16 protein-coding genes are annotated in these 21,739 nt (G+C 67.0%); 8 read left to right on the top strand and 8 right to left on the bottom strand.

From position 1 onward, the window contains the following. From H4P35_RS08330 to dnaE, 5 genes are read right to left on the bottom strand one after another with little or no spacing between them, the layout of a single operon-like run. A complete protein-coding gene (locus tag H4P35_RS08330; RefSeq protein ID WP_226848601.1) occupies positions 1-1,116 on the bottom strand; it encodes a glycosyltransferase in 1,116 nt (371 codons plus the stop codon). Beyond that, complete coding sequence (locus H4P35_RS08325) at positions 1,113-1,865, bottom strand: glycosyltransferase family 2 protein (protein WP_056320194.1); 753 nt, start codon at positions 1,863-1,865, stop codon at positions 1,113-1,115. The genes H4P35_RS08330 and H4P35_RS08325 overlap by 4 nt, the downstream gene beginning before the upstream one ends. Next, positions 1,862-2,710, bottom strand: coding sequence for a polysaccharide deacetylase family protein (locus H4P35_RS08320; RefSeq protein WP_180099212.1), 849 nt, complete (start codon positions 2,708-2,710; stop codon positions 1,862-1,864). Before H4P35_RS08320 ends, H4P35_RS08325 begins: the two co-directional genes overlap by 4 nt. Next, positions 2,707-3,837 carry a glycosyltransferase family 4 protein gene (locus tag H4P35_RS08315; protein WP_226849448.1) on the bottom strand — a complete coding sequence of 377 codons (1,131 nt, stop codon included), beginning with the start codon at positions 3,835-3,837 and terminating at the stop codon, positions 2,707-2,709. Before H4P35_RS08315 ends, H4P35_RS08320 begins: the two co-directional genes overlap by 4 nt. A gap of 2 nt (positions 3,838-3,839) precedes the next feature. Then, a complete protein-coding gene (gene dnaE / locus H4P35_RS08310; RefSeq protein ID WP_226848600.1) occupies positions 3,840-7,331 on the bottom strand; it encodes a DNA polymerase III subunit alpha in 3,492 nt (1,163 codons plus the stop codon). Between the two features lie 151 nt (positions 7,332-7,482). Here dnaE and lpxO point away from each other — a divergent pair, with 151 nt between their 5' ends. Beyond that, positions 7,483-8,382: a lipid A hydroxylase LpxO gene (gene lpxO, locus H4P35_RS08305; RefSeq protein WP_226848599.1), complete on the top strand. Its 900-nt coding sequence runs from the start codon at positions 7,483-7,485 to the stop codon at positions 8,380-8,382. A gap of 81 nt (positions 8,383-8,463) precedes the next feature. Here the strand turns inward: lpxO and hrpA are convergent, their stop codons facing one another. The 3 genes from hrpA to H4P35_RS08290 all read right to left on the bottom strand — a co-directional run bounded on the left by hrpA (position 8,464) and on the right by H4P35_RS08290 (position 14,626). Then, complete coding sequence (gene hrpA / locus H4P35_RS08300; protein WP_226848598.1) at positions 8,464-12,444, bottom strand: ATP-dependent RNA helicase HrpA; 3,981 nt, start codon at positions 12,442-12,444, stop codon at positions 8,464-8,466. Between the two features lie 84 nt (positions 12,445-12,528). Then, complete coding sequence (locus tag H4P35_RS08295) at positions 12,529-13,938, bottom strand: FAD-binding oxidoreductase (protein ID WP_226848597.1); 1,410 nt, start codon at positions 13,936-13,938, stop codon at positions 12,529-12,531. Further along, complete coding sequence (locus H4P35_RS08290; protein WP_226848596.1) at positions 13,925-14,626, bottom strand: aspartate/glutamate racemase family protein; 702 nt, start codon at positions 14,624-14,626, stop codon at positions 13,925-13,927. Before H4P35_RS08290 ends, H4P35_RS08295 begins: the two co-directional genes overlap by 14 nt. Positions 14,627-14,778: 152 nt before the next feature. Between H4P35_RS08290 and H4P35_RS08285 the strand changes: the two genes are divergently transcribed. From H4P35_RS08285 to H4P35_RS08255, 7 genes are all read left to right on the top strand, one after another. Beyond that, the gene (locus H4P35_RS08285) at positions 14,779-15,720 is read left to right on the top strand and encodes a LysR substrate-binding domain-containing protein (RefSeq protein ID WP_226848595.1); all 942 of its coding nucleotides are present in this window, start codon (positions 14,779-14,781) and stop codon (positions 15,718-15,720) included. A 120-nt stretch (positions 15,721-15,840) separates the two neighbouring features. Beyond that, entirely contained in the window at positions 15,841-16,767 is a 927-nt protein-coding gene (locus tag H4P35_RS08280; protein WP_142049794.1) for a dihydrodipicolinate synthase family protein, read from the top strand. 15 nt (positions 16,768-16,782) lie between these two features. Continuing rightward, entirely contained in the window at positions 16,783-17,562 is a 780-nt protein-coding gene (locus H4P35_RS08275) for an SDR family oxidoreductase (protein ID WP_056320173.1), read from the top strand. Positions 17,563-17,589: 27 nt separating this feature from the next. Then, on the top strand, positions 17,590-19,068 hold the full coding sequence (gene hydA, locus H4P35_RS08270; protein ID WP_226848594.1) for a dihydropyrimidinase: 1,479 nt from the start codon (positions 17,590-17,592) through the stop codon (positions 19,066-19,068). A 23-nt stretch (positions 19,069-19,091) separates the two neighbouring features. After that, complete coding sequence (locus tag H4P35_RS08265) at positions 19,092-20,039, top strand: N-carbamoyl-D-amino-acid hydrolase (protein ID WP_128827150.1); 948 nt, start codon at positions 19,092-19,094, stop codon at positions 20,037-20,039. Positions 20,040-20,049: 10 nt separating this feature from the next. Beyond that, positions 20,050-20,907: a transporter substrate-binding domain-containing protein gene (locus H4P35_RS08260; RefSeq protein WP_175156869.1), complete on the top strand. Its 858-nt coding sequence runs from the start codon at positions 20,050-20,052 to the stop codon at positions 20,905-20,907. 73 nt (positions 20,908-20,980) lie between these two features. Then, a complete protein-coding gene (locus H4P35_RS08255; protein WP_056320163.1) occupies positions 20,981-21,727 on the top strand; it encodes an amino acid ABC transporter ATP-binding protein in 747 nt (248 codons plus the stop codon). Positions 21,728-21,739 lie beyond the last annotated feature (12 nt).

The following is a 21,739-nucleotide window of genomic DNA, read 5'->3' as shown; positions in this document are numbered from 1 at the left end:
TCAGCGTCCCGCGAGCGTGCGTTGGTATACATCCACCGTGGCAGCTGCGAAACGCTCCAGGTTGAAGTCGCGCAAACTGGTCTCGCGCGCTTTGTGGCCCATCAGGCGCACCGCCTCCGGGTTGTCCAGCATGAATCGCAACTTGGCGGTCATGGCCGGGATGTCGCGCGCGGGCACGATCCAGCCATCCACGCCGTCTGTGACGTTTTCGGGCAGACCGCCCGCATCGCTGACAAGCGCCGGCAGTCCCAGCGCCATGATCTCGCGGCAGGCAAAGGACAACGCCTCGCGGTACGACAGCACGAATCCCGCATGGCAGGACGCCAGCGCCGCGCGCACGTCATCGAGCAGCCCGGGAAACTTCACCTGGTCGATCATGCCAAGCTCGCGCACACGCGCCAGTTTGGCCTCGGAGGGCGGATCGCCCGCCACCATCAGCAAGACGCGTGCCTTGTCGGCCGGCGGCAGCGCGGCCGCGGCCGCCACCAGGTCCAGCCAGCCCTTGTCGTAATCGGTGCCGCCCGCGCTGCCCAGCAGCAGCTTGCCTTGCCAGTCCGGGCCAAAGAAGAGTTCGCGCAGCTTGTCCAGGCTTTCGGGCGGCGGCGGGGCAAAGAAATTCGTATCGATGCCGTGCCGGATGGTCGTGATGGGGCGTTTGCGGTACGGGGACTGCTCCATCATGCCGCGGATGTAGTCGCTGACGGCGATGCCGTGATCGGTGGCCAGCGCCACCCGCAGCTTGTGCCCGAAGCTGGTCAGCGGGTGATCGTTGTGCTTGGTGAACACGATGCGCGGCCGGCGCCGCATGCCCAGCGTGGCCAGCATGACCTGCTTGTGATCGGCCGAGCCGTTGGCGTGGATGATGTCGAACTGGCCGTCGGCAATCAGGCGATGCAGCCTGGCGCGGTCCTTGAACCAGGACGAGGGGCGCGTCGTGTAGCGCATGTCCACCACGTTCACGCCGGGGATGGCCTTGGCGTAGCGGTACAGCCGGCTGGTCTCCGGCACCGCCACCGTGATCTCGTGGTCGCGGGCGAGCGCCTTGGCCAGGTTGATGATGTAGGTGACGTGCCCCCCGCCGTTGCCCGCGTGGAAGTTCGTGTAGAGGATCTTCACTTTTTGTTTTCTGCCAGGAACATCAGCTTCGAGTAACGGAAGAAGCTGCCCGCCGCCGCCGTCACGGCCAGCACGAGCCCGTGACGGCCGTCCAGGAAGCCGCGGCGGATCAGGTAGATGCGCACGAAGGTCCAGAAGCCGTGGCCCAGCGCACCGAAGACCGACGTGCGCTTGCCCTTGGCGTACATCATGGCGGCCGCGTCGGACGAATACCGGTTGACCTTGTTGATCAGCGCGTCCAGGTTGTCGTACGGATAGTGGTTGAAATAGCCGCGCAACTGCAGGGGCCGGCCATTGGCGGGCACCACGCGCTCGTGCACGGCGGCATCGGTGAAGCGCGCCGTGCCGCGCTTGAAAAGCCGCAGCACGTAGTCGGGCCACCAGCCGCTATGGCGGATGTCGCGGCCGCAGAAGTTGGACAGGCGCGCGATTTCGTAGGCGTCGGCCTTGGGCGCGCGCAGCACGTCCTGGATTTCCTGCGCCAGCTCGGGCGTGACGCGCTCGTCAGCATCGATCGACAGGACCCAGTCGCCCGTCGCCAGGTCCAGCGCGCGGTTCTTTTGCGGACCGAAGCCGGGCCAGTCAGGGGTGACTTCGACCCGCGCGCCCAACGCCCGCGCCAATTCCACGGTGCCGTCGGTGCTGCCCGAATCCACAACGATGAACTCGTCGGCAAACGACACGGACTTCAGGCAGGCGGCAATGTTGGCCGCTTCGTTCTTGGTGATGATGATGACTGATAACTTCATCCGCGATTCCTAAGACGCTTTTTCCAGGCCTTCCAGGCGTGATAGCGCGGGCCCCAGAAGGGGTCGCGCGACAGCCAGATCCGGCGGTTCAGCCAGGACCCGCCCTGATTGCGCACCGCGAAGCGGTAGATGTGAGCGGGATCCGTGCCGGGAACGTTCTGGCCGAAAGGGTCGGTAGTGTACAAGTGCCGGAAACCGGCCTGCCCGGCGGCGGCCACGTAATCGGCATCGAAATAGCCCTGCGGCCAGCAGAGGTGGTCGCTCACGCCGCCCAGCCTGCGGATCAGGGTGTCGCGCGAATCCTCCAGATCCTGCGCGATGTGTTCGCGCTTGGCGTTCGTATCCGCGCCGCAGACCTTGTCCCAGCGGGTGTGCGTGTGGGTGTGGGAATGGAATTCGAAGGTGCCGGCAGCCTGCATGGCCTCGATCTCGCTCCAGCGCAGCATCGCCTCGTCGGCGCGGCCCGACGCCACGAGTTCCTTGCAGGCGTGGTGGTCGGGCGTGGGCGGCAGCGGGCCGCCCTGCCCCGCATGGGGCCGCACGGGGCCGTCGCCGATCCAGCCGGTGATGGTGAACAACACCGCGCGCATGCCATGACGGGCGAGGACGGGGTGCGCGTGCACCCAGTTGTTCAGGTAGCCGTCGTCGAACGTGATCAGCACGGCGCGTTCGGGTACGGAGGCGCCGGCCAGATAGGCGGCAAACTGTGCCGTGGTGAGCGACTGGTAGCCGGCGCGCGCCAGGCGCGAGATCTGCGCCTCGAAGACGTCAGGCGTCGCGGCGATCATGCCGCCGGCCGGCGTGACGTGGTGGTACATCAGCACCGGCACATTGGGCGCATTCATGGGCGGCGCTCCGCCGGGCGGCGCTCCGCCGGGCGGCGCTCCGCCAGCCAGCGCAGGTAGATGGCTTCCGTGGTTTCCGCCAGGCGCGCGGGCGAAAACACGCCCTCTTCCCAGACCATCTTGCGGCCGGCCTCGCCCATCGCGCGGCGCAGGGCCGGGTCGTCGATCAGGCGCGCCAGCGCGGCGGTCAATGCGGCCGGGTCCTTGGGCGGGACCAGAAAGCCCGTCACGCCGTCGCGGAACATTTCGGACACGCCGCCCACGTTCGTGCCGATGACAGGCAGGCCGCTGGCCTGCGCTTCGACAAACACCGTGCCGGACGCTTCCTGCTGCGTGGCCAAGGCAAAGAGATCGAATCCCGCCAGCAGATTGGGCACATCGCGCCGCGTGCCCATCAGATGGATGCGGTCCTGCAGTCCGCGCTCGGCCACATACGCCTGGGTCTGCTCGAAGACCGGCGATCCGGCGCCAACGAATACCAGGTGCAGCTTCGGGCGCGTGGCCATCAGCGGCGCGATGGCGTCGATCAGGTCCTTGTGGCCCTTGGTGGCGCGCATGACGGCCACGCAGCCCACCACGACGTCGTCGTCGGCCAGGCCGAGTTCTCCGCGCAGGGTGGAGCGCTCGACCGGCGCGGGCAGCACGATGGGCGAATACACCGTCGCGATCTTTTCGGGCGGGACACCGCGGGTGATGAGGTACTTGCGCACGTGGTCGCTGACGGCCGTGACGCGGTGCGGCAGGACGGTGTACGACCACATCGACCCGACCGGATTGGACAGGTGGCGGGTGCGCACGATGAGCGGCGTGCCGGCCATGCGCCCGGCCAGGGCCGCGATGACCGTGTCGCGCCGGCTGTGGGTATTGAGCACGTCAAAGCGCCCGGCCTTCAGGATCTTGCGGACCGCGGCCACACCCTTCAGGTAGTTCACCGGCCCGGCCATGTCCACGGCATGCACCGTGAAACCGGCATCACGCAGCCGTTCCGTCAGTTGCGCGCGCGGCTGGCAGATCGCCTCGAGGTGATGCCCACGCGCACGCATGGCGTGCATTTCCTTGAAGATACGTCCTTCCTGTCCGCCGAAACTGGTGGCGGCTTCCGAATGCACAATACGCAGGCTGGGCATCATTAGTAGGTGACCTCCACGCCATCAGGCTTGGTCCAGTCGTTCAGGTTGGCCAGCAGCGTGTCGGCCATGCGCACGCGCCATTCCTCCCCGAGCCTGACCGTGCACAGGAAATTGTTCTTCGTGTAGACGATATCGACCGGCACCCCGGGAATGCCATTCTCGGGTTCGGCGCGGAAGGGATTGAGCATCTGACGCAGGCGGGCCGCGTCGGCAGTGCCGTTGAGCTTGACGCGCAGGGACTTGGCGCGCGCCTCGCGCGCCAGTTGCAGGTCGTAGAGCTGTTCGGCGACGATGCGCATGCCGCCGGAGTAGTCGTCGTTGCTGACCTTGCCCTGCACGATGACGAGCTGGTCTTCGCGCAGCCGGTTGCGGTGCTTCTCGTAGAGTTCGTTGAAGACCGAGATCTCGACTTGCGCCGAGCCGTCGTCCAGCACGGCAAAGACCATCTTGCCGCGGCGGGTCATCATGACGCGCACGCTGGCCAGCACGCCGCACATCCATTGCAGGTCGCGCTGGGGCTCCACACGCGCAAGCTGCATCGGCACGATGCGGCGCACTTCGTCGCGCCACGCATCGAACAGGTGGCCGCTGTAGTAATAGCCCAACGCGGACTTTTCTTCGGTCAGCTTCTTGTGCAGATCCCAGGGCGCGACCTTGGCCAGTTCGCCAGCGACCACGTCGCCGCTGTCGTCGCCAAAAAGCGAGGCCTGGTTGGCGCTGCGCGCGGCCTGCTCGGCCGCTTCCATGGCGGTGGGCACCGAAGCCAGCATGGCGGCGCGGTTGGGCTCGATGGTGTCGAACGCGCCCGCCTTGATCAGCGCCTCGATGGTGCGGCGGTTGACGGCCTGCTTGCTGACGCGGCGGCAGAAGTCGAACAGGTTCAGGAACGGGCCGCCTTCTTTGCGCGCGCGCAGGATGTCTTCGACCGCGCCTTGCCCCGTGCCCTTGACGGCGCCCAGGCCGTAACGCATGGTGCGCGGCGGCTTGCCTTTTTCGGTGTGCTTGTCGGCGACGGGCTCGAACCGGTAGCCCGAGTGGTTGACGTCGGGCGGCAGCACCTCGACGCCGTTGTCCTGCGCGTCGCGGCAGAAGATCTGGACCTTGTCGGTGTCGTCCATGTCGGAGGACATGGTGGCGGCCAGAAACTCGGTCGGGTGGTAGGCCTTCAGCCAGGCGGTCTGGTAGGAGATCAGCGCGTACGCGGCCGAGTGCGACTTGTTGAAGCCGTAGCCGGCGAACTTCTCCATCAGGTCGAACAGCTTGACCGCCAGGTCGGGATCGTGGCCCTTTTCCTTGGCGCCCTGTTCGAAGAGCTCGCGGTGCTTGGCCATTTCCTCGGGCTTTTTCTTGCCCATGGCCCGGCGCAGCAGGTCGGCGCCGCCCAGCGAGTAGCCCCCGATGATCTGCGAGATCAGCATCACCTGTTCCTGGTAGACGATGACCCCGTAGGTGCTCTTCAGGGTGGCTTCCAGGTCCGGGTGGAAATAATCGACGGCCGCGCGCCCGTGCTTGCGGTTCACGAAGTCGTCCACCATGCCCGATTCCAGCGGCCCTGGACGATACAGGGCCAGCATGGCGATGATGTCTTCGAACGTATTGGGCCGCAGCTTCTTGAGCAGCTCTTTCATGCCGCGCGATTCAAGCTGGAACACCGCGGTGGTGTTGGCGTCGCACAGGATCTTGTAGGCCGCCGGATCGTCCAGGGCCAGCGCCATGACGTCGAAGTCGCGCTTTTCGGCGTTGAACTGGCGCACGTAGCGCACGGCCCAGTCCAGAATCGTCAGGTTGCGCAGCCCCAGGAAGTCGAACTTCACCAGGCCGGCGGCCTCCACGTCGTCCTTGTCGAACTGCGAGACCGCGCTGTTCTCCTGCCCCGGCTGGCAGTACAGCGGGCAGAAGTCGGTGAGCTTGCCGGGCGCAATCAGCACCCCGCCCGCGTGCATGCCGATGTTGCGGGTCAGGCCTTCGAGCGGCTTGGCCAGATCGACCAGCGAGCGGACTTCTTCTTCCTGCTCGTAGCGGTCCTTGAAGGCGGGCTCGTCCTTTAGCGTGCGCTCCAGCGTCCAGGGATCCATCGGGTTGAACGGGATCAGCTTGGACAGGCCATCGCAGAACATGTAGGGCATGTCCAGCACGCGGCCCGCGTCGCGCACCACGGCCTTGGCGCCCAGCGTGCCGAAGGTCGCGATCTGGCTGACGGCGGCGCGGCCGTATTTTTCCTTGACGTAGTCGATGACTCGTTCGCGGTTGTCCTGGCAGAAGTCGATATCGAAGTCGGGCATGGAGACCCGCTCGGGATTCAGGAAGCGCTCGAACAGCAGGTCATAGCGGATGGGATCGAGGTCGGTGATGCCCAGCGCGTAGGCCACCAGCGAACCGGCGCCGGAACCCCGGCCCGGTCCAACCGGCACGCCGTTGTTCTTACCCCAGTTGATGAAGTCCTGCACGATCAGGAAGTAGCCTGGAAAGCCCATCTGGATGATGGTCTTGCACTCCCAGCGCAGCCGCTCGTAATACTGCTCGCGCTTGGACTCGCGCTCGGCTTCGTCCGGGAACAGGAACTCCATGCGCTTTTCCAGGCCCTGCTCGGAGAGCTGGACCAGGTAATCGTCGAGCGTCACGCCGTCCGGCGTGGGGAAATTGGGCAGGCGCGGCTTGCCCAGCACCAGGCTCAGGTTGCAGCGCTTGGCGATTTCGACCGTATTGGCCAGCGCCGACGGCACGTCGGCGAACCGGCGCGCCATTTCCTCGGAGCTGAGCAGGTACTGCTCTTTGGAGAACCGGCGCACGCGGCGCGGGTTGGCCAGGATCTCGCCTTCGGCGATGCAGACACGGGCCTCATGGGCCTGGAATTCGAATTCATCCAGGAACTGCACGGGATGGGTGGCGACCACCGGCAGGCCGGCTTCGGCGGCCAGCCGCATGGCGGCCTGGCAGTAGCCTTCGTCGCCGTCCATGCCGGCACGCTGCAATTCGATGTAGTAGCTGCCGGGGAACATCAGCGCCCACTGGCGGGCCAAGGCCAGCGCCGAGACGGCATTGCCGGCCTCCAGCGCCTGCCCGACGTCGCCGGCCCGTCCGCCGGACAAGGCGATGAGACCGGCCTGCCCTTGCAGCCATTCGCGGCGAATTTCCGCGCGGCCCTTGCCCTGGTTCGTCAGGAAGGCCTTGGACAGCAGTTCGCAGAGATTCAGGTAGCCCTGGTGGTTGCGCACCAGCAACAGCAGGCGAAATGGCTTGGCGGGATCTTCGTCGTTGGAGATCCAGACGTCGCAGCCGGCAATGGGCTTGACCCCCGCGCCGCGCGCGCCCTTGTAGAACTTGATCAGTCCGAACAGGTTCGACAGATCGGTCAGGGCGACGGCGGGCTGGCCCAGCTTGGCCACACGCTTGATGAGGTCGGGAATACGCACCGTGCCGTCCACGACCGAAAACTCGGAGTGGACGCGCAGGTGAACAAATGGGGTCGGGGTCGTTACGGCTTCGGACATGCCGGAATTGTACCCAGCGGCCGACCTCCAGAGGGCAATCCTTTGAATCAGAATCCGGCAGGCCGCGCGCCCTGCTGGCTGATTGGCGTCGCCCGCTTGTGGGACAATACCGCCCATACCGCACCACCCCGTTGCACGACGAGATCTACCTATGAAATGGTTAATACCCGGGATCTGGCTTGCCGCCATCCTGTTCGCGCACTTCCGCGGCCGCGTCAAGCTGCCGCTGGGCCGGCAGCTGCTGGACCACTCGGTGCTGCTGGCGCCGATCAACGCGTTCATGGTCCTGACGTCGCGGGTGCCCACCACCCCCTACCTGACCACCAGCGAAATCGCCGAACTGAAGGTGCTGGACGACAACTGGGAAACGATCCGCGAGGAAGCCATGCAGATGGCCGAGCTTCGCCGGATCAAGGCGGCCGACACCCATAACGACATCGGCTTCAACTCGTTCTTCAAGTACGGCTGGAAGCGCTTCTACCTGAAGTGGTACGACGCCCGCCACCCGTCGGCCGAAGAACTTTGCCCCAAAACTGTCGCCATCCTGAAAGGCCTGCCCAAGGTCAAGGCCGCCATGTTTGCCGAACTGCCCCCGGGCGGCCAACTGAATCCGCACCGCGACCCGTTCGCCGGGTCGCTGCGCTATCACCTGGGCCTGGCCACGCCCAACGACGACGGCTGCCACATCATCGTGGACGGCGAACACTACAGCTGGCGCGATGGCGAAAGCGTGGTGTTCGACGAAACCTACGTGCACGAGGCCTACAACAAGACGGACCAGAACCGGATCATCCTGTTCTGCGACGTCGAACGCCCGCTGAAGTGGCGCTGGGCAGAGGCCGTCAACCGCTGGTTCGGCCGCAAGGTCATGTCCGCGGCCAGCTCGCCCAACGACGGCGGCGACCAGACTGGCGCCATCAACAAGCTGACCCACGCGCACTGGGTGATCGACCAGAAGCGCAAGGCGTTCAAGAAGTGGAACCGCACGGCGTACAAGGCCACGAAGTACGGGCTGATCGCTTTGGTGGTCGTCGGGTTTCTGGCGCTGTAATCCCGCATGCGCACCGGTGTCTGACACCCGGGCGGACCCCTGGCAGGCGGGGCGCCGGCTCAAGGGTGTCAGACACCTAGGCTAGCGCTGCAGGGATTCCCAGCTTTTCATCAGGCGTTTCACCGACACGGGCATCGGCGTGCGCAGCTCCTGCGCAAAAAGCGCCACGCGCAATTCCTCGAGCAGCCAGCGGAACTCGTCCAGCCGGGGATCGGGCGCGCCCTTGAGCGCCGACCGCGCGCGCTGGTACTGCGTGACCAGCGGCGCCATTTCCGCCACCAGCTTTGCATCCCGCGCGGGATCGGCACGCAGCTTGTCGATGCGCGCCACCGCCGCCTTCAGGTATCGCGGAAAGTGCGACAACTGCGCGTACGGGGTGTCGCGGATGAACCATTTGGGCATCAGCGCGCCAAGCTGCTGCTGCAGGTCTGCGTAGGCCGCCGCATGCGGCTTGGCTTGCGGCAGCTTGCGTTGCAGCGCCGCGTATTCCGTCAGCACCGCACCCGCCAGCCGCGCGACTTCCTGGGCCAAGAGGCCCAGCCGGCCCTTGCCCTCGGCGCGGCGCGCTTCGAATTGCTGTTCGTTCACCGGCCACGGTTCGGCCAGGCAGGCCTGCCCCAGCGCGCAGTCGATGATCTGGTCGCGCAGTTCTTCCTGCGTGCCCAGCGTCATGTACAGCATGCTGATCTTGGTGAGATCGGTCAGGTTCTTTTCCAGGAACTTGACCTGTTCGCGCAGGCCCAGCCGGAAGAGCTTGAGCAGACCCGCGCGATGGTGCTTGCGCGCCTCGTCCGGATCGTCGAAGACGTCCAGGTCGCAATGCGCGCCGCGGTCCACCAGCGCCGGATAGCCGATGACGGACTGGCCCCGGCGCTTGATCTCCATGATCTCGGGCAAGGGGCCGAACGACCAGGAAGTCAGGTTTTCGTGCGCCAGCGCCTGCGCGACCTGGGTGTCGCTGGCCGCCAGCTGCTGGAAGGTGGCCTGGGCCTGCTTGCCGAACTCGGCCCGCAGTTGCGCCAGGTTGCGTCCGGCGGCCAGCATGCGGCCGTGCTCGTCCACGACGCGGAAGTTCATGAACAGATGCGCAGGCAAGGTCTCGAGCTTGAAGTCGCCCACGGCCGGACGCACCTGCACCTGATCCCACATGTCGGCGATGATCGCGTCCACCAGCCCCTGCTGCGGATCGGCCTGGCGGTCGAACCAGCGGTCGTAGAAACCGGCGGCGTAGTCGGGTAGCGGCACGCAATGACGGCGCAGTTTCTGCGGCAACGACTTGAGCAGCAGGTGCACCTTTTCCTTCAGCATCCCGGGCACCAGCCACTCGCATCGCGCGGGATCGATCTGGTTCAGCGCGAAAAGCGGCACCGACAGCGTGACGCCGTCTCGCGGCGAGCCGGGTTCAAAGTGGTAGTCCAGCGCCATCGACACGCCCTGCCACTCCACCTTCTTGGGGAAGACGTCGGTCGTGACGCCGGCGGCCTCGTGGCGCATCAGCTCGTCGCGCGTCAGCATCAGCTTGGCGGCGGCCGCCTTGTCCAGGCCGTTTACCCACTTTTCCAGCGACGCGGTCTGCGAAATGTCGGCGGGCAGTTGCCGGTCGTAAAACGCGTAGATGAGTTCGTCGTCGACCAGGATGTCCGGCCGGCGAGTCTGGTGTTCCAGCTTTTCGATGCCCGCAATGAGCTTGCGGTTGTGCGCGACGAACGGCAGGCGCGTGTCGATTTCGCCCGGCACCAGCGCCTGGCGGATGAAGAGTTCGCGCGCATGCGTGGGGTTCACGCGGCCGTAGTGAATACGCCGGCCGGTGTAGATGGCCAGGCCATACAGCGTGGCGCGCTCGTTGGCCACCACCTGCCCGGCCTTCTTTTCCCAGCGCGGGTCGGACCAGTTCTTGCGGATCAGGTGCGCGCCGACCTTCTCCAGCCAAACCGGATCGATGCGCGCCACGCAGCGCGCATACAGGCGGGTGGTCTCGACCAGTTCGGCCGCCATGATCCAGCGGCCGGCCTTCTTGGCCAGGCGCGAGCCCGGATGGATGTGGAAGCGGATATCGCGCGCGCCCAGGTAGCTGCCGCCCTCGTCGCTCTTGAACCCGATGTTGCCCAGCAAGCCGGACAGGAGCGCCATGTGCAGCTGTTCATACGTGGCTTCGGACTGGTTGACGCGCCAGCCCTGCTCGCCCACCAGCGCCGCAAGCTGCGTGTGCACGTCGTGCCATTCGCGCAGTCGGATCGGCGACAGGAAGTTCTGGCGCAAGAGGCCCACCAGCTTGCGCTGCGAGGCCTTGTGCTGCACCTGCTCGCCATACCAGCGCCACAGCTTCAGGAACGAGACGAACTCGGACTTGTCGTCGCCGAACTTGGCGTGCGCGGCCTCGGCGGCCTCGCGCTCCTGCATGGGGCGGTCGCGCGGATCCTGCACGGACAGCGCCGAGGCGATGATCAGCATTTCGGCCAGGCACTGGTGTTCGCGCGCGGCCAGGATCATCCGGCCGATGCGCGGGTCGACCGGCAGCTTGGCCAGCTCGACGCCGGTGCGGGTCAGGACGAACGAGGCGCCCGTGCGGCCCGCATCCGTGTCGGGGTCGGACGCCGACGCCAGCTCGATGGCGCCCAGTTCCTGCAACAGGTGGTAGCCGTCGGCCACCGCGCGTCCCGGCGGCGCCTCGACGAACGGAAACTGCTCGATGTCGTCAAGCTTGAGCGACTTCATCCGCAGGATCACCGAGGCCAGCGACGAACGCAGCACTTCGGGATCGGTGAAGGCGGCCCGGTTGTTGAAGTCCAGCTCGTCGTAGAGTCGGATGCAGACGCCCGGCCCCACCCGGCCGCATCGGCCGGCGCGCTGGTTGGCCGAGGCGCGGCTGATGGGCTCGATGCGCAGCTGCTCGACCTTGTTGCGCCACGAATAGCGCTTGATGCGGGCAAGCCCGCTGTCGACCACGAAACGGATGCCGGGCACGGTCAGCGAGGTTTCGGCCACGTTGGTGGCCAGCACGATGCGCCGCGCGTTGCCGCGCGGGCGGAAGATCTGTTCCTGCTCGGCCTGCGACAGCCGCGCAAAGAGCGGCAGGACTTCCGTGCCAGCAGGATGGCGCTTGCGCAGCGCTTCGGCCGATTCGCGGATTTCGCGTTCGCCGGGCAGGAACACCAGCACATCGCCAGGGCCATGCCGCGCGCATTCGTCGACGGCATCGACGATGGCGTCGATCAGGTCGCGCTCTTCGTCGCCCGACATGCGCTCGCGGTCGCGGCCGGCCTTGTTGGGCGCGGGCGCGTTGTCGTCGGCGGCGGGCTCTTCGCGCACGGGCCGGTAGCGCACTTCGACGGGATACAGGCGGCCGGAGACTTCGATGACCGGCGCGGGCTTGTCTTCCGAGGCGGCAAAGTGCTTGGCAAAGCGCTCGGCATCGATGGTGGCCGAGGTGATGATGAGCTTGAGGTCCGGGCGCCGCGGCAAAAGCTGCTTCAGGTAGCCCAGCAGAAAATCGATGTTCAGGCTGCGCTCGTGCGCCTCGTCGATGATGATCGTGTCGTAGCGGCGCAGGAGCGGATCGCGCTGCGATTCGGCCAGCAGGATGCCGTCCGTCATCAGCTTGATGGACGCGTTGGGACCGGTGCGGTCGTTGAACCGAACCTGGTAGCCGACAACTTCGCCCATGGGCGTGTTCAGTTCTTCGGCGATGCGCTTGGCCACCGACGTCGCCGCCAGGCGGCGCGGCTGCGTGTGGCCGATCATCTTCTGGCGGCCGCGGCCCAGTTCCAGGCAGATCTTGGGCAGCTGGGTGGTCTTGCCCGAGCCGGTCTCGCCGCTGACGATGACGACCTGATGGCCAGCGATGGCGCGCGCGATCTCCTGCCGCCGCGCGCTGACGGGCAGGTCTTCGGGATAGGTGACGGCCGGAATGGGCCGTTCGGGACGAGGTGCGGCCAAGCGGCCTTCGGGCCGGGCCCGGGCGGGTTCCCGGGTGTCTTTCCGGGATTGTTCCCCGGGCTTTTCCGCGTCGCTGGCGCGCGGCGCCGGTTGCTTCGCCGCCCGCGGGCTGGAGGATTCAGGCATGTAGGATTTATCCGATTAGCCCGCCATTATAAATTTCTGGCGGACTTCGCGCGCGCGCCCCCTGCCCGGCCCGCCTCGGATGTCCTACAGCAGCTTGCCCGGGTTCATGAGCTGGTTGGGGTCGAGCGCCCGCTTGATCATCAGCATCAGGTCCATTTCGACCGGGGATTTGTAGCGGCGCAGCTCGTCGCGCCGCAACTGGCCCACGCCATGCTCGGCGCTGATGCTGCCCCCGCGCTGCGCCACCAGGTCATGCACGCGCCGGTTCAGCGCGGCGGTCAGACGGGCATATTCGGCCGGCGCCACGTCCAGCGGCAGCAGCACGTTGTAATGCAGGTTGCCATCGCCGATGTGGCCGAAGTTGATGATGGGCAGCCCCGGAAAATCCGAGACCAGCGCCAGATCCGCTTCCTCCACAAACGCCGCCAGGCGCGAGATCGGCAGCGCGATGTCGTGCTTGACCGCCTTGCCCGCACGCACTTGCGCCTGCGAGATGCCCTCGCGCAGGCGCCACAGGGTCTGCACCTGCGTGTCGTTCATGGCGACGACGCAATCCTGGATGACGCCGGCCTCCAGCGCCGCCCCCAACGCGGCTTCCAGCAAGCCCGGCAGGCCGGCCGGTTCCGTGTCGGACAGTTCCACCAAGGCGTAATACGCGTGACGGCCGGCGAGCGGGCTGGCCGCGCCGCTGACGTGCGCCACCACCAGATCCAGGCAGCGCGCCGACATCATTTCGAACGCGGTCAGCCGTTCGCCGCAGACGCTCTGCAGGCGGCTCAGCAACCCCACGACCTGCGCGGGCGTCTCGGCCCCCACCCAGGCCGCCACGCGGCCCGCCGGCGCGGGATACAGCTTGAGCACCGCGCCGGTGATGATGCCCAGCGTGCCCTCCGAGCCGATGAATAGGCTTTTCAGGTCGTAGCCGGTGTTGTCCTTGCGCAGCCCGCGCAGGCCGTTCCAGACCCGGCCGTCCGGCAGCACCACCTCCAGTCCGAGCGCCAGGTCGCGCGTGTTGCCATAGCGCAGCACCGCGGTGCCGCCGGCATTGGTGGCCAGATTGCCGCCGATGGTGCAGCTGCCCTCCGCGCCCAGGCTCAGCGGGAAGAAGCGGCCCACCTCGCGCGCGGCCGCCTGCACGTCGGCCAGCAGCACGCCGGCGTCGGCGCACAAGGTGTTGTTGACCGCGTCCACCTCGCGGATGCGCTTCATCCGGTTCAGGCTCAAGATCACTTGCGCGCCGCTGCCATCGGGCGTGGCGCCGCCGCTCATCCCGGTATTGCCGCCTTGCGGCACCACCGGCGTGCGCGTCTGGTGACACAGCCGCATGACCGCGGACACCTCCGTGGCGTTGCGCGGCCGCACCACCACGGGCGTGCTGCCCTGCCACTTGCCCAGCCAATCGCGTACGTAGGGCGCCTGGCCGTCGGCATCCAGCACCAGTCCGCCATCGCCCACCAGATGCGACAGCCGCTCGATCAGTTCATGGTTGCGCATGGTGGCCCCAGGCGCCGTGCCAGTTCAGGCGGATGCGGCCGATCGCCATCGCCGCGGCGGCCTGGGTCGGCTCGACCACGGGCAGGCCCAGCTCGGCCTGCAACCAGCCCCGATAGGCAGCCATGCCCGCGCAGCCCAGCACCAGCACGTCGGCCTGATGCTCGTCGCGCAGCCGCGCGCCGACATGCAGCAGGCGCTCACGCGTGCGGGCTTCGTCAGACAGTTCCACCACGCCCAGATCCAGCGGCAGCTCGGCCGCCACGCGGCCGGCCAAGCCGATTGCGCCGAACATGCGCCCGTGACGCGGCAGCGACTGGCGCAGGATGGCGATCACGCCGACGCGCTGGCCCAGCGTCAGGGCGGTCAGCATGCCGCATTCGCTGATGCCCAGCACCGGCTTGCGGGTGGCTTCGCGCACGGCGTGCAGGCCCGGATCGCTGAAGCAGGCAATGACGTAGCCCGCGGCGGCGGCGCCGTGGTCGGCGTCCAGCTTGCGCACCAGGGCGGCCAGCGGCAGGGTCACGCTTTCGACGTCCAGCTGGGTCTGCACGCCCGCAGGTCCCTCGGCCAGCGTCAGGCACCGGATGCGCGGCCCACCGGCCATGCGCAGCGGTTCCAGCGCCGCGTCGAACGCGTCCGTCACGGCCTGCGTGGAGTTGGGATTGATCACAAACAGGGTCTGTTCCATTCGTCCGTCCTGGTGTTGGCGACGCGCGGACGCGGGCCGGGGCAAGGTACGGCGCCAGTCTATCCGGGCGCGGCCTGAGCATGTATTGTCAATTTGTGCGCTGCCCTTAACCCTTTGTTATGCTCGTCGCGTCAATTCGGAGCGGGCGCGCCATGCAACTGAATCTGCGGCAAATCGAAGTCTTCCGGGCGGTGATGACCACGGGCTCGATCAGCGGGGCAGCCAAGCTGCTGTTCGTCTCGCAGCCCGCGGTCAGCCGGCTGCTGTCGCACACGGAACAGCGCCTGGGCTTCGCGCTGTTCGAACGCATCAAGGGCAGGCTCTATCCCACGCCCGAATCCCGGCAACTCTTTCGCGAAGTGGAAACCGTCTATGCGGGCGTGCGCCGCGTGGGCGAGCTGGCCTCGGAACTGTCGGAGCGGCGCAGCGGCATCCTGCACCTGGTGTCCAGCCCCAGCATCGGCCACATGCTCGTGCCGCTGACGATCTCGCGCTTTCGCGACACGCATCCGGACGTCAAGATCACCTTCCAGCCGCTTACGCAGCAGCCGCTCACGCAGATGCTGTTGGATAACCGCGCCGAACTGGGCGTCGTGATCCTGCCGGTCCAGCACCCCAACCTGCTGACCCAGCCGATCGGGCAGGCCAGGCTCGTCTGCATCTGCCCCTACAACCATCCGCTTGCCCATCGCTCGCTGCTGTCGATCGGGGACCTGCTGCCCTATCCGCTGATTTCCTACGGCGGCGACACGCCGTTCGGGATGCTGGTCGAGCAGATGTACCACGAGGCCGGCCAGACCCGCCGGCTGGCTGTCGAAGTGAGCTCGCCGCAGAACGCGTGCTCGCTGGTGCAGGCTGGCGCGGGCATCGCGATCGTCGACGAATTTTCGGTCAAGAGCCGCACGCAAGGCGACTTCGTGGTGCGTCCGATCGACCAGGCCAAGATCCTCACGGCGAGCCTGGTGCAGTCGCGATTCGAGCCCCTGTCGCAGCTTGCGCAAGCGTTCGTGGACGTGCTGCGCCACACGCTGCAGGAGCAGGGTTTCGAGCTCTCGGCGCAGGTCCAGGCAAACCCTGCCAAGGGTAAACCTTGACTTAACCGGCTGTTATACCAAGGCAATAAAAAAGCAAGTGGAGTTCTAAAAGTTCCGCTTTAGGATGACATCGAAACGTCGTTCCCGATTTCGGTTTTCACGCATCCTGACGGAGAAAAGATGGCAGCCTCCATCGACGCCAAAGGCGTCTTCACCATTTGCCCCACGCCCTTTGACGATGCCCTGCGCGTCGATGCCGACAGCATCCGGACGCTGGTCGACTTCCTGCTGGAAACCGGCGTTACCGGCCTGGCCATCCTCGGGTTTCTCGGCGAGCTGCACAAGCTGTCGAACGCCGAGCGCAGGCTGGTCCTGGAAACCTTCGTCAAGCACACGGATGGCCGCGTGCCGGTGTGGGTCGGCGTGCGCGCCCACGGCATTGCCGGCGCCATCGAGCAGGCCCTCGAAGCCCAGGAACTGGGCGCCTCGGCCGTGTTCGCCGCCCCCCTGGACAACGCCAGCGATGCGCTGCTGTTCGACTACTACAAGGCGGTGGCGGACGCCGTGAAGATCCCGGTCGTGATCCACGACTTTCCGGATTCCTTCGGCACCGAGATCCGGCCCGAGGTGGTGGCGCGCCTGGGCCGCGAAGGCGGCGTGCACATGATCAAGATGGAAGAGCCGCCGGTGGGCCAGAAGATCAGCCGCATCCGCGAACTGGTGCCTGACGCGGAGATGGCGATCTTCGGCGGATTGGGCGGCGTGTACTTCCTGGAGGAATTGCAGCGCGGCGCGGTCGGCACCATGACCGGTTTTGCGTTTCCGGAAATCCTGGTCGCCATCTACGAACGCTACGCCAGCGGCGACCACGCCGGCGCCGCCGCGATCTTCGACCGCTACTGCCCGCTGATCCGCTACGAGTTCCAGCCCAAGATCGGACTGGCGCTGCGCAAATACGTGTACCAGCGCCGCGGCGCTATCAAGAGTCATGCGTTGCGCGCACCGGGGATGCGCATCGATCCGGTGACCGCGGCCGAACTGGAAGCCACGGTCGCGCGCGTCGGATTGTCCCTGGCCGCCACCGGCCGCCAACCCGTGCAAGGCTGAGAAAGGAGTGCTCGCATGGATCTGGGCATCAAGGGAAAGCACGCGCTGGTGTGCGCATCGAGCAAGGGTCTGGGCTACGCCTGCGCGCTATCGCTGGCGCGCGAAGGCGTGAATCTGGTGATGGCCGCGCGCACCGCGGCCACGCTGGACGCCGCGGCTGACGCCATCCGCCGCGAAACGGGCGCCTCGGTCGTCACGGTGGCCGCCGACGTCACCACCGAGGCCGGAAGACAGGCGCTGCTTGCGGCGTGCCCCGAGCCCGACATCCTGGTCACCAACGCGGGCGGGCCCAAGCCGGGCGACTTCCGCGAATGGTCGCGCGAGGACTGGATTGCGGCGCTGGACGCCAACATGCTGACGCCGATCGCGCTGATCCGCGCCACGGTGGACGGCATGATCGCGCGCCGCTTCGGCCGCATCGTGAACATCACGTCGGCCGCCGTGAAGATGCCCATCGACATCCTGGGCCTGTCCAACGGCGCACGCGCCGGGCTGACCGGATTTGTCGCGGGACTGGCGCGCCAGACCGTGCGCCACGGCGTCACGATCAACAACCTGCTGCCCGGCCCGTTCCTGACGGACCGCCTGCGCCAGACGGCCGAGCGCGGCGCGCGCGACAGCGGCAAGACGGTGGACGACGTGCTGGCCGCGCGGCTGGCGGGCATCCCCGCGGGCCGCTATGGCGACCCCGCCGAGTTCGGCGACGCCTGCGCCTTTCTGTGCGGCGCGCGCGCCGGTTTCATGACGGGGCAGAACCTCGTGCTGGACGGCGGCATCTATCCCGGCACGCTCTGACCCCCCCTTCGCGCGGAAACCCTATCCATGACCGACACCGCAGCATTCGACCTGACGATCCGCAACGGCCGCATCAGCACGGCCGCCGACACCTTCCATGCCGACATCGGCGTGCGCGACGGCGTGGTCGTCGCGCTGGGCCAGGGCCTGCCGCCGGGCGCGCGCGACATCGACGCCGCGGGCCGCTGGGTGCTGCCCGGCGGCATCGACAGCCACTGCCACGTCGAACAGCTGTCGGGCATGGGCATCATGTGCGCCGACGACTTCTACAGCGCAACCGTGTCCGCGGCCTTCGGCGGCACGACCACCATCATTCCCTTCGCGGCACAGCATCGCGGCAACGCGCTGCCTGAAGTCGTGGCCGACTACGCCCGCCGCGCCGAGGAAAAGGCCGTCATCGATTATGGCTTTCACCTGATCCTGTCCGACCCCACGGAACAGGCGCTCAAGCATGACCTGCCCGCGCTCATCAAGAACGGCATCACGTCTTTCAAGGTCTTCATGACCTACGACCGCCTGAAGCTGGACGACTACCAGCTGCTGGACGTGCTGGAGGTCGCCGACCGCGAGGGCGCGCTGGTCATGGTGCACGCCGAGAACAACGACATGATCCGCTGGGTGGCGCGCCGCCTGGCCGAACGCGGCATGACAGCGCCCAAGTATCACGCGGTGGCCCACACGCCGCTGGCCGAAAGCGAGGCGACGAACCGCGCCGTGACGCTGGCCCGGATGATGGATGTGCCGATCCTGATCGTGCACGTGGCCGGACTGGAAGCCGTGCGCGTGGTGCATTCGTCGCAGGCGCTGGGGCTGCCGATCCACGCCGAAAGCTGCCCGCAATACCTGTTCCTGACGGCCGACAACATCGACGCGCCGGGACTGGAAGGCGCCAAGTTCTGCTGCAGCCCGCCCCCGCGCGATGCGGCCTCGCAAGAGGCCGTCTGGCAGGGCCTGGCCGACGGCACGCTGCAGATCTATTCGTCCGACCACGCGCCCTACCGCTTCGATGCCAGCGGCAAGCTGCCCAAGGGCGAGGCCACCACCTTCAAGGACGTGGCCAATGGCGTGCCGGGACTGGAAGTGCGCATGCCGCTGCTGTTCTCCGAAGGCGTGCTGGGCGGGCGCATTTCCATCGAACGCTTCGTCGCGCTGACCGCATCCAATCACGCCCGCACCTACGGCCTGTATCCGCAGAAAGGAACGATCGCCGTGGGCGCGGACGCCGACATCGCCATCTGGAACCCGGAACGCGAAGTGACGATCTCCGCATCCATGCTGCACGACAACGTCGGCTACACGCCCTACGAGGGCAGGACGGTGCGCGGCTGGCCCGAAGTGGTCATCAGCCGCGGCCGCATCGCCGTCCAGGACGGACAGTTGCACGTGGCGCGCGGCAGCGGCCGCTTCATCAAGCGCGGCACGCCGGAACCGGTGCTGCGTCAGCGACTGACCGGCAACCCCAACGCGCTGGTGCGCAAATACTTTTCGGCCGATAGCGCCGCCTGAGTCACTGAGCAAAGGATCACGGCATGAGCAAACGTCCCTTCGGCCTGGCGGTCGCGCAGATGGGTCCGGTGCAACCCGAAGAGACCCGGCGGCAGGCGGTGGCCCGCCTGCTCGAGATGATGCGCGAGGCGCACGGACGCGGCGCGCGCATGGTGGTGTTTCCGGAACTGGCGCTGACCACCTTCTTTCCGCGCTACTGGATGACCGAAGAAGAGGCGATGGCGCGCTACTTCGAAAAGGAGATGCCCGGCCCCGAGACCCGCGTGCTGTTCGACACCGCCCGGGAACTGGGCATCGGGTTTTATCTGGGTTATGCGGAAATCGCCTCGGATGGCCGGCGCTACAACACCAGCATCCTGGTCGACGCCAACGCGCGCATCGTCGGACGCTACCGCAAGATCCATCTGCCAGGCCACAGCGACCACAAGCCCGACGCGCCCTTCCAGCACTTGGAAAAGAAGTTCTTCGAGGTCGGCAACGACGGCTTCAACGTCTGGGAAACGCTGGGCACGCGCATCGGCATGTGCCTGTGCAACGACCGCCGCTGGACGGAGACCTGGCGCGTGCTCGCGTTGCAGGGCGCCGAGATCGTGGCGCTGGGATACAACACGCCGTCATTGAACATCCACTGGAACGAACCGGTCCACTTGCGCATGTTCCACCACCTGCTCAGTCTGCAGGCGGCCGCGTATCAGAACGCGGTCTGGGTGGCTGCCGCAGGCAAGGCAGGCAACGAGGACGGCAGCCACCTGATCGCCGGATCGGCCATCGTCGCGCCCACGGGCGAGATCGTGGCGCAGGCGCAGGGGGAGGAGGACGAGGTGATTTTCTGCCAGGCCGATCTGGCGCTGGGAGACACCTTCAAGCAGCACATCTTCAACTTCGCCGCCCACCGGCGTCCGGAACACTACGGCTTGATCCTCGAGCGCGTGGGAACCGGACCCGCCCTGGGCAAGACGCCTCTTCCCTAAAGGACCTGCCATGACCCGCCTTCTCCGCACCCTGACTTTTGCCGGCCGCTGCGGCCTCACGTTGTGCCTGGCTGGCGCCAGCCTGGCCGCGGTTGCCGCCCAGCCACTGACCACCGGCGTGGATGCCACGTTCGCCCCGCACGCCATGCCCAAGCTGGGCGGCGGCCTGGACGGTTTCAACATCGAACTCGGCCAAGCCATCGCCAAGCAGTTGGGCACGACGATCAAGATCGAGGGCACCGAATACGCGGCGCTGATTCCGGGGCTGAACGCCAAGAAGTACGACTTCGTGCTGGCGCCCACCACGGCCACCGAGGAACGCGCCCGCGCCCTGCTGTTCTCCGAGGGCTACCTGAACACGGACTACACCTTCGTGATCGGCAAGAACGGCAAGGAAATCAAAGGGCTGGATGACCTGAAGGGCCGCAAGCTGGCGGTCAACAAGGGCTCGGCCTACGAGAACTGGGCGCGCGACAACGCCGCCAAGTACGGCTTCACGTATGACGTGTACGCCTCCAACGCCGACGCGGTTCAGGCCGTGCAGGCCGGCCGCGCGGACGCCAACCTGGCGGGCAACACGGTGGCGGCGTGGGCGGCCAAGCAGAACCCGGCGGTGCGCACCAGCTACACGATCAAGACGGGCCTGGTGTGGGCGCTGGCGTTCCGGCTGGACGACCAGGCGGGGCGCGACCGCGTGTCGATGGCGCTCAAGTGCCTCAAGCAGGACGGCACGGTGTCCAAGCTGGCGCAAAAGTGGTTCGGCTTCACGCCTGCCGCGGGTTCCGCGGCGGTCACGGTGACGCCGGGCCAGGGCGTGCCGGACCTGCCGGGCTACGACGCCAAGCCGGTCGAGCTGCGCTGCAGCTGATTTTCCGGCGCACCGCCAACGACAGGGGGGAAGCCGCAACGCGGCCTCCCGCCCGCGCTTTGAGGAGCTTTCAATGGAAACGCCGATCCTGAAAATCGCCGGGCTGCACAAGTCCTATGGCGACAACGCGGTCCTGAAAGGGATCGACCTGGACGTGGGCAAGGGCGAGCTGGTCTTCATGATCGGCCCGTCCGGCTCGGGCAAGAGCAGCCTGTTGCGCTGCTGCAACCGGCTGGAGGAGCCGACCGCCGGCAGCATCCACGTCGACGGAGAGGAAATCACCGCCCCCGCGGCCGAGTTGAACCGCATCCGCCAGAACATCGGCATGGTGTTCCAGCACTTCAACCTGTACCGCCACATGTCCGTGCTGTCGAACATCACGCTGGCGCTGCGCAAGGTGCAGAAGCTGGCGCGTGCCGAGGCCGACCGCCGCGGCATGGAGGCGCTGGACCGCGTGGGGCTGGCCGACAAGGCAAAAGCCTATCCCGACCAGCTGTCCGGCGGCCAGCAGCAGCGTGTGGGTATCGCGCGTTCGCTGGCGCTGCGGCCCAAGGTCGTGCTGTTCGACGAGCCGACCAGCGCGCTGGACCCGGAGCTGGTGGGGAGCGTGCTGAACGTGATGCGTGAACTCAAGCGCGACGGCATGACGATGATGGTGGTCAGCCACGAAATGGGCTTTGCCCGCGCGGCGGCCGACCGGGTCGTGTTCATGGACGGCGGGGTGATCGTCGAACAAGGCCCGCCGCAGGACGTCTTCGGCGCCCCCCGACAACCCCGCACGCAGGCCTTCCTGGCCAGCATGGCGGAACATGCCGCGTAACGCGGTTTGAAG

The sequence above is a fragment of the Achromobacter sp. 77 genome, assembly GCF_020541125.1.
Taxonomy (GTDB): Bacteria; Pseudomonadota; Gammaproteobacteria; order Burkholderiales; family Burkholderiaceae_B; genus Achromobacter; species Achromobacter mucicolens.
This window is presented reverse-complemented; position numbering and strand designations above follow the sequence as displayed.

Coding starts and splice junctions, on each gene's coding strand:
- H4P35_RS08255 (WP_056320163.1), top strand. CDS start 20,981: ATGGAAACGCCGATCCTGAAAATCGCCGGGCTGCACAAGTCCTATGGC.
- lpxO (WP_226848599.1), top strand. CDS start 7,483: ATGAAATGGTTAATACCCGGGATCTGGCTTGCCGCCATCCTGTTCGCG.
- H4P35_RS08280 (WP_142049794.1), top strand. CDS start 15,841: ATGGCAGCCTCCATCGACGCCAAAGGCGTCTTCACCATTTGCCCCACG.
- dnaE (WP_226848600.1), bottom strand. CDS start 7,331: ATGTCCGAAGCCGTAACGACCCCGACCCCATTTGTTCACCTGCGCGTC.
- H4P35_RS08325 (WP_056320194.1), bottom strand. CDS start 1,865: ATGAAGTTATCAGTCATCATCATCACCAAGAACGAAGCGGCCAACATT.
- H4P35_RS08275 (WP_056320173.1), top strand. CDS start 16,783: ATGGATCTGGGCATCAAGGGAAAGCACGCGCTGGTGTGCGCATCGAGC.
- H4P35_RS08265 (WP_128827150.1), top strand. CDS start 19,092: ATGAGCAAACGTCCCTTCGGCCTGGCGGTCGCGCAGATGGGTCCGGTG.
- H4P35_RS08290 (WP_226848596.1), bottom strand. CDS start 14,626: ATGGAACAGACCCTGTTTGTGATCAATCCCAACTCCACGCAGGCCGTG.
- hydA (WP_226848594.1), top strand. CDS start 17,590: ATGACCGACACCGCAGCATTCGACCTGACGATCCGCAACGGCCGCATC.
- H4P35_RS08295 (WP_226848597.1), bottom strand. CDS start 13,938: ATGCGCAACCATGAACTGATCGAGCGGCTGTCGCATCTGGTGGGCGAT.
- H4P35_RS08320 (WP_180099212.1), bottom strand. CDS start 2,710: ATGAATGCGCCCAATGTGCCGGTGCTGATGTACCACCACGTCACGCCG.
- H4P35_RS08315 (WP_226849448.1), bottom strand. CDS start 3,837: ATGCCCAGCCTGCGTATTGTGCATTCGGAAGCCGCCACCAGTTTCGGC.
- H4P35_RS08260 (WP_175156869.1), top strand. CDS start 20,050: ATGACCCGCCTTCTCCGCACCCTGACTTTTGCCGGCCGCTGCGGCCTC.
- H4P35_RS08285 (WP_226848595.1), top strand. CDS start 14,779: ATGCAACTGAATCTGCGGCAAATCGAAGTCTTCCGGGCGGTGATGACC.
- hrpA (WP_226848598.1), bottom strand. CDS start 12,444: ATGCCTGAATCCTCCAGCCCGCGGGCGGCGAAGCAACCGGCGCCGCGC.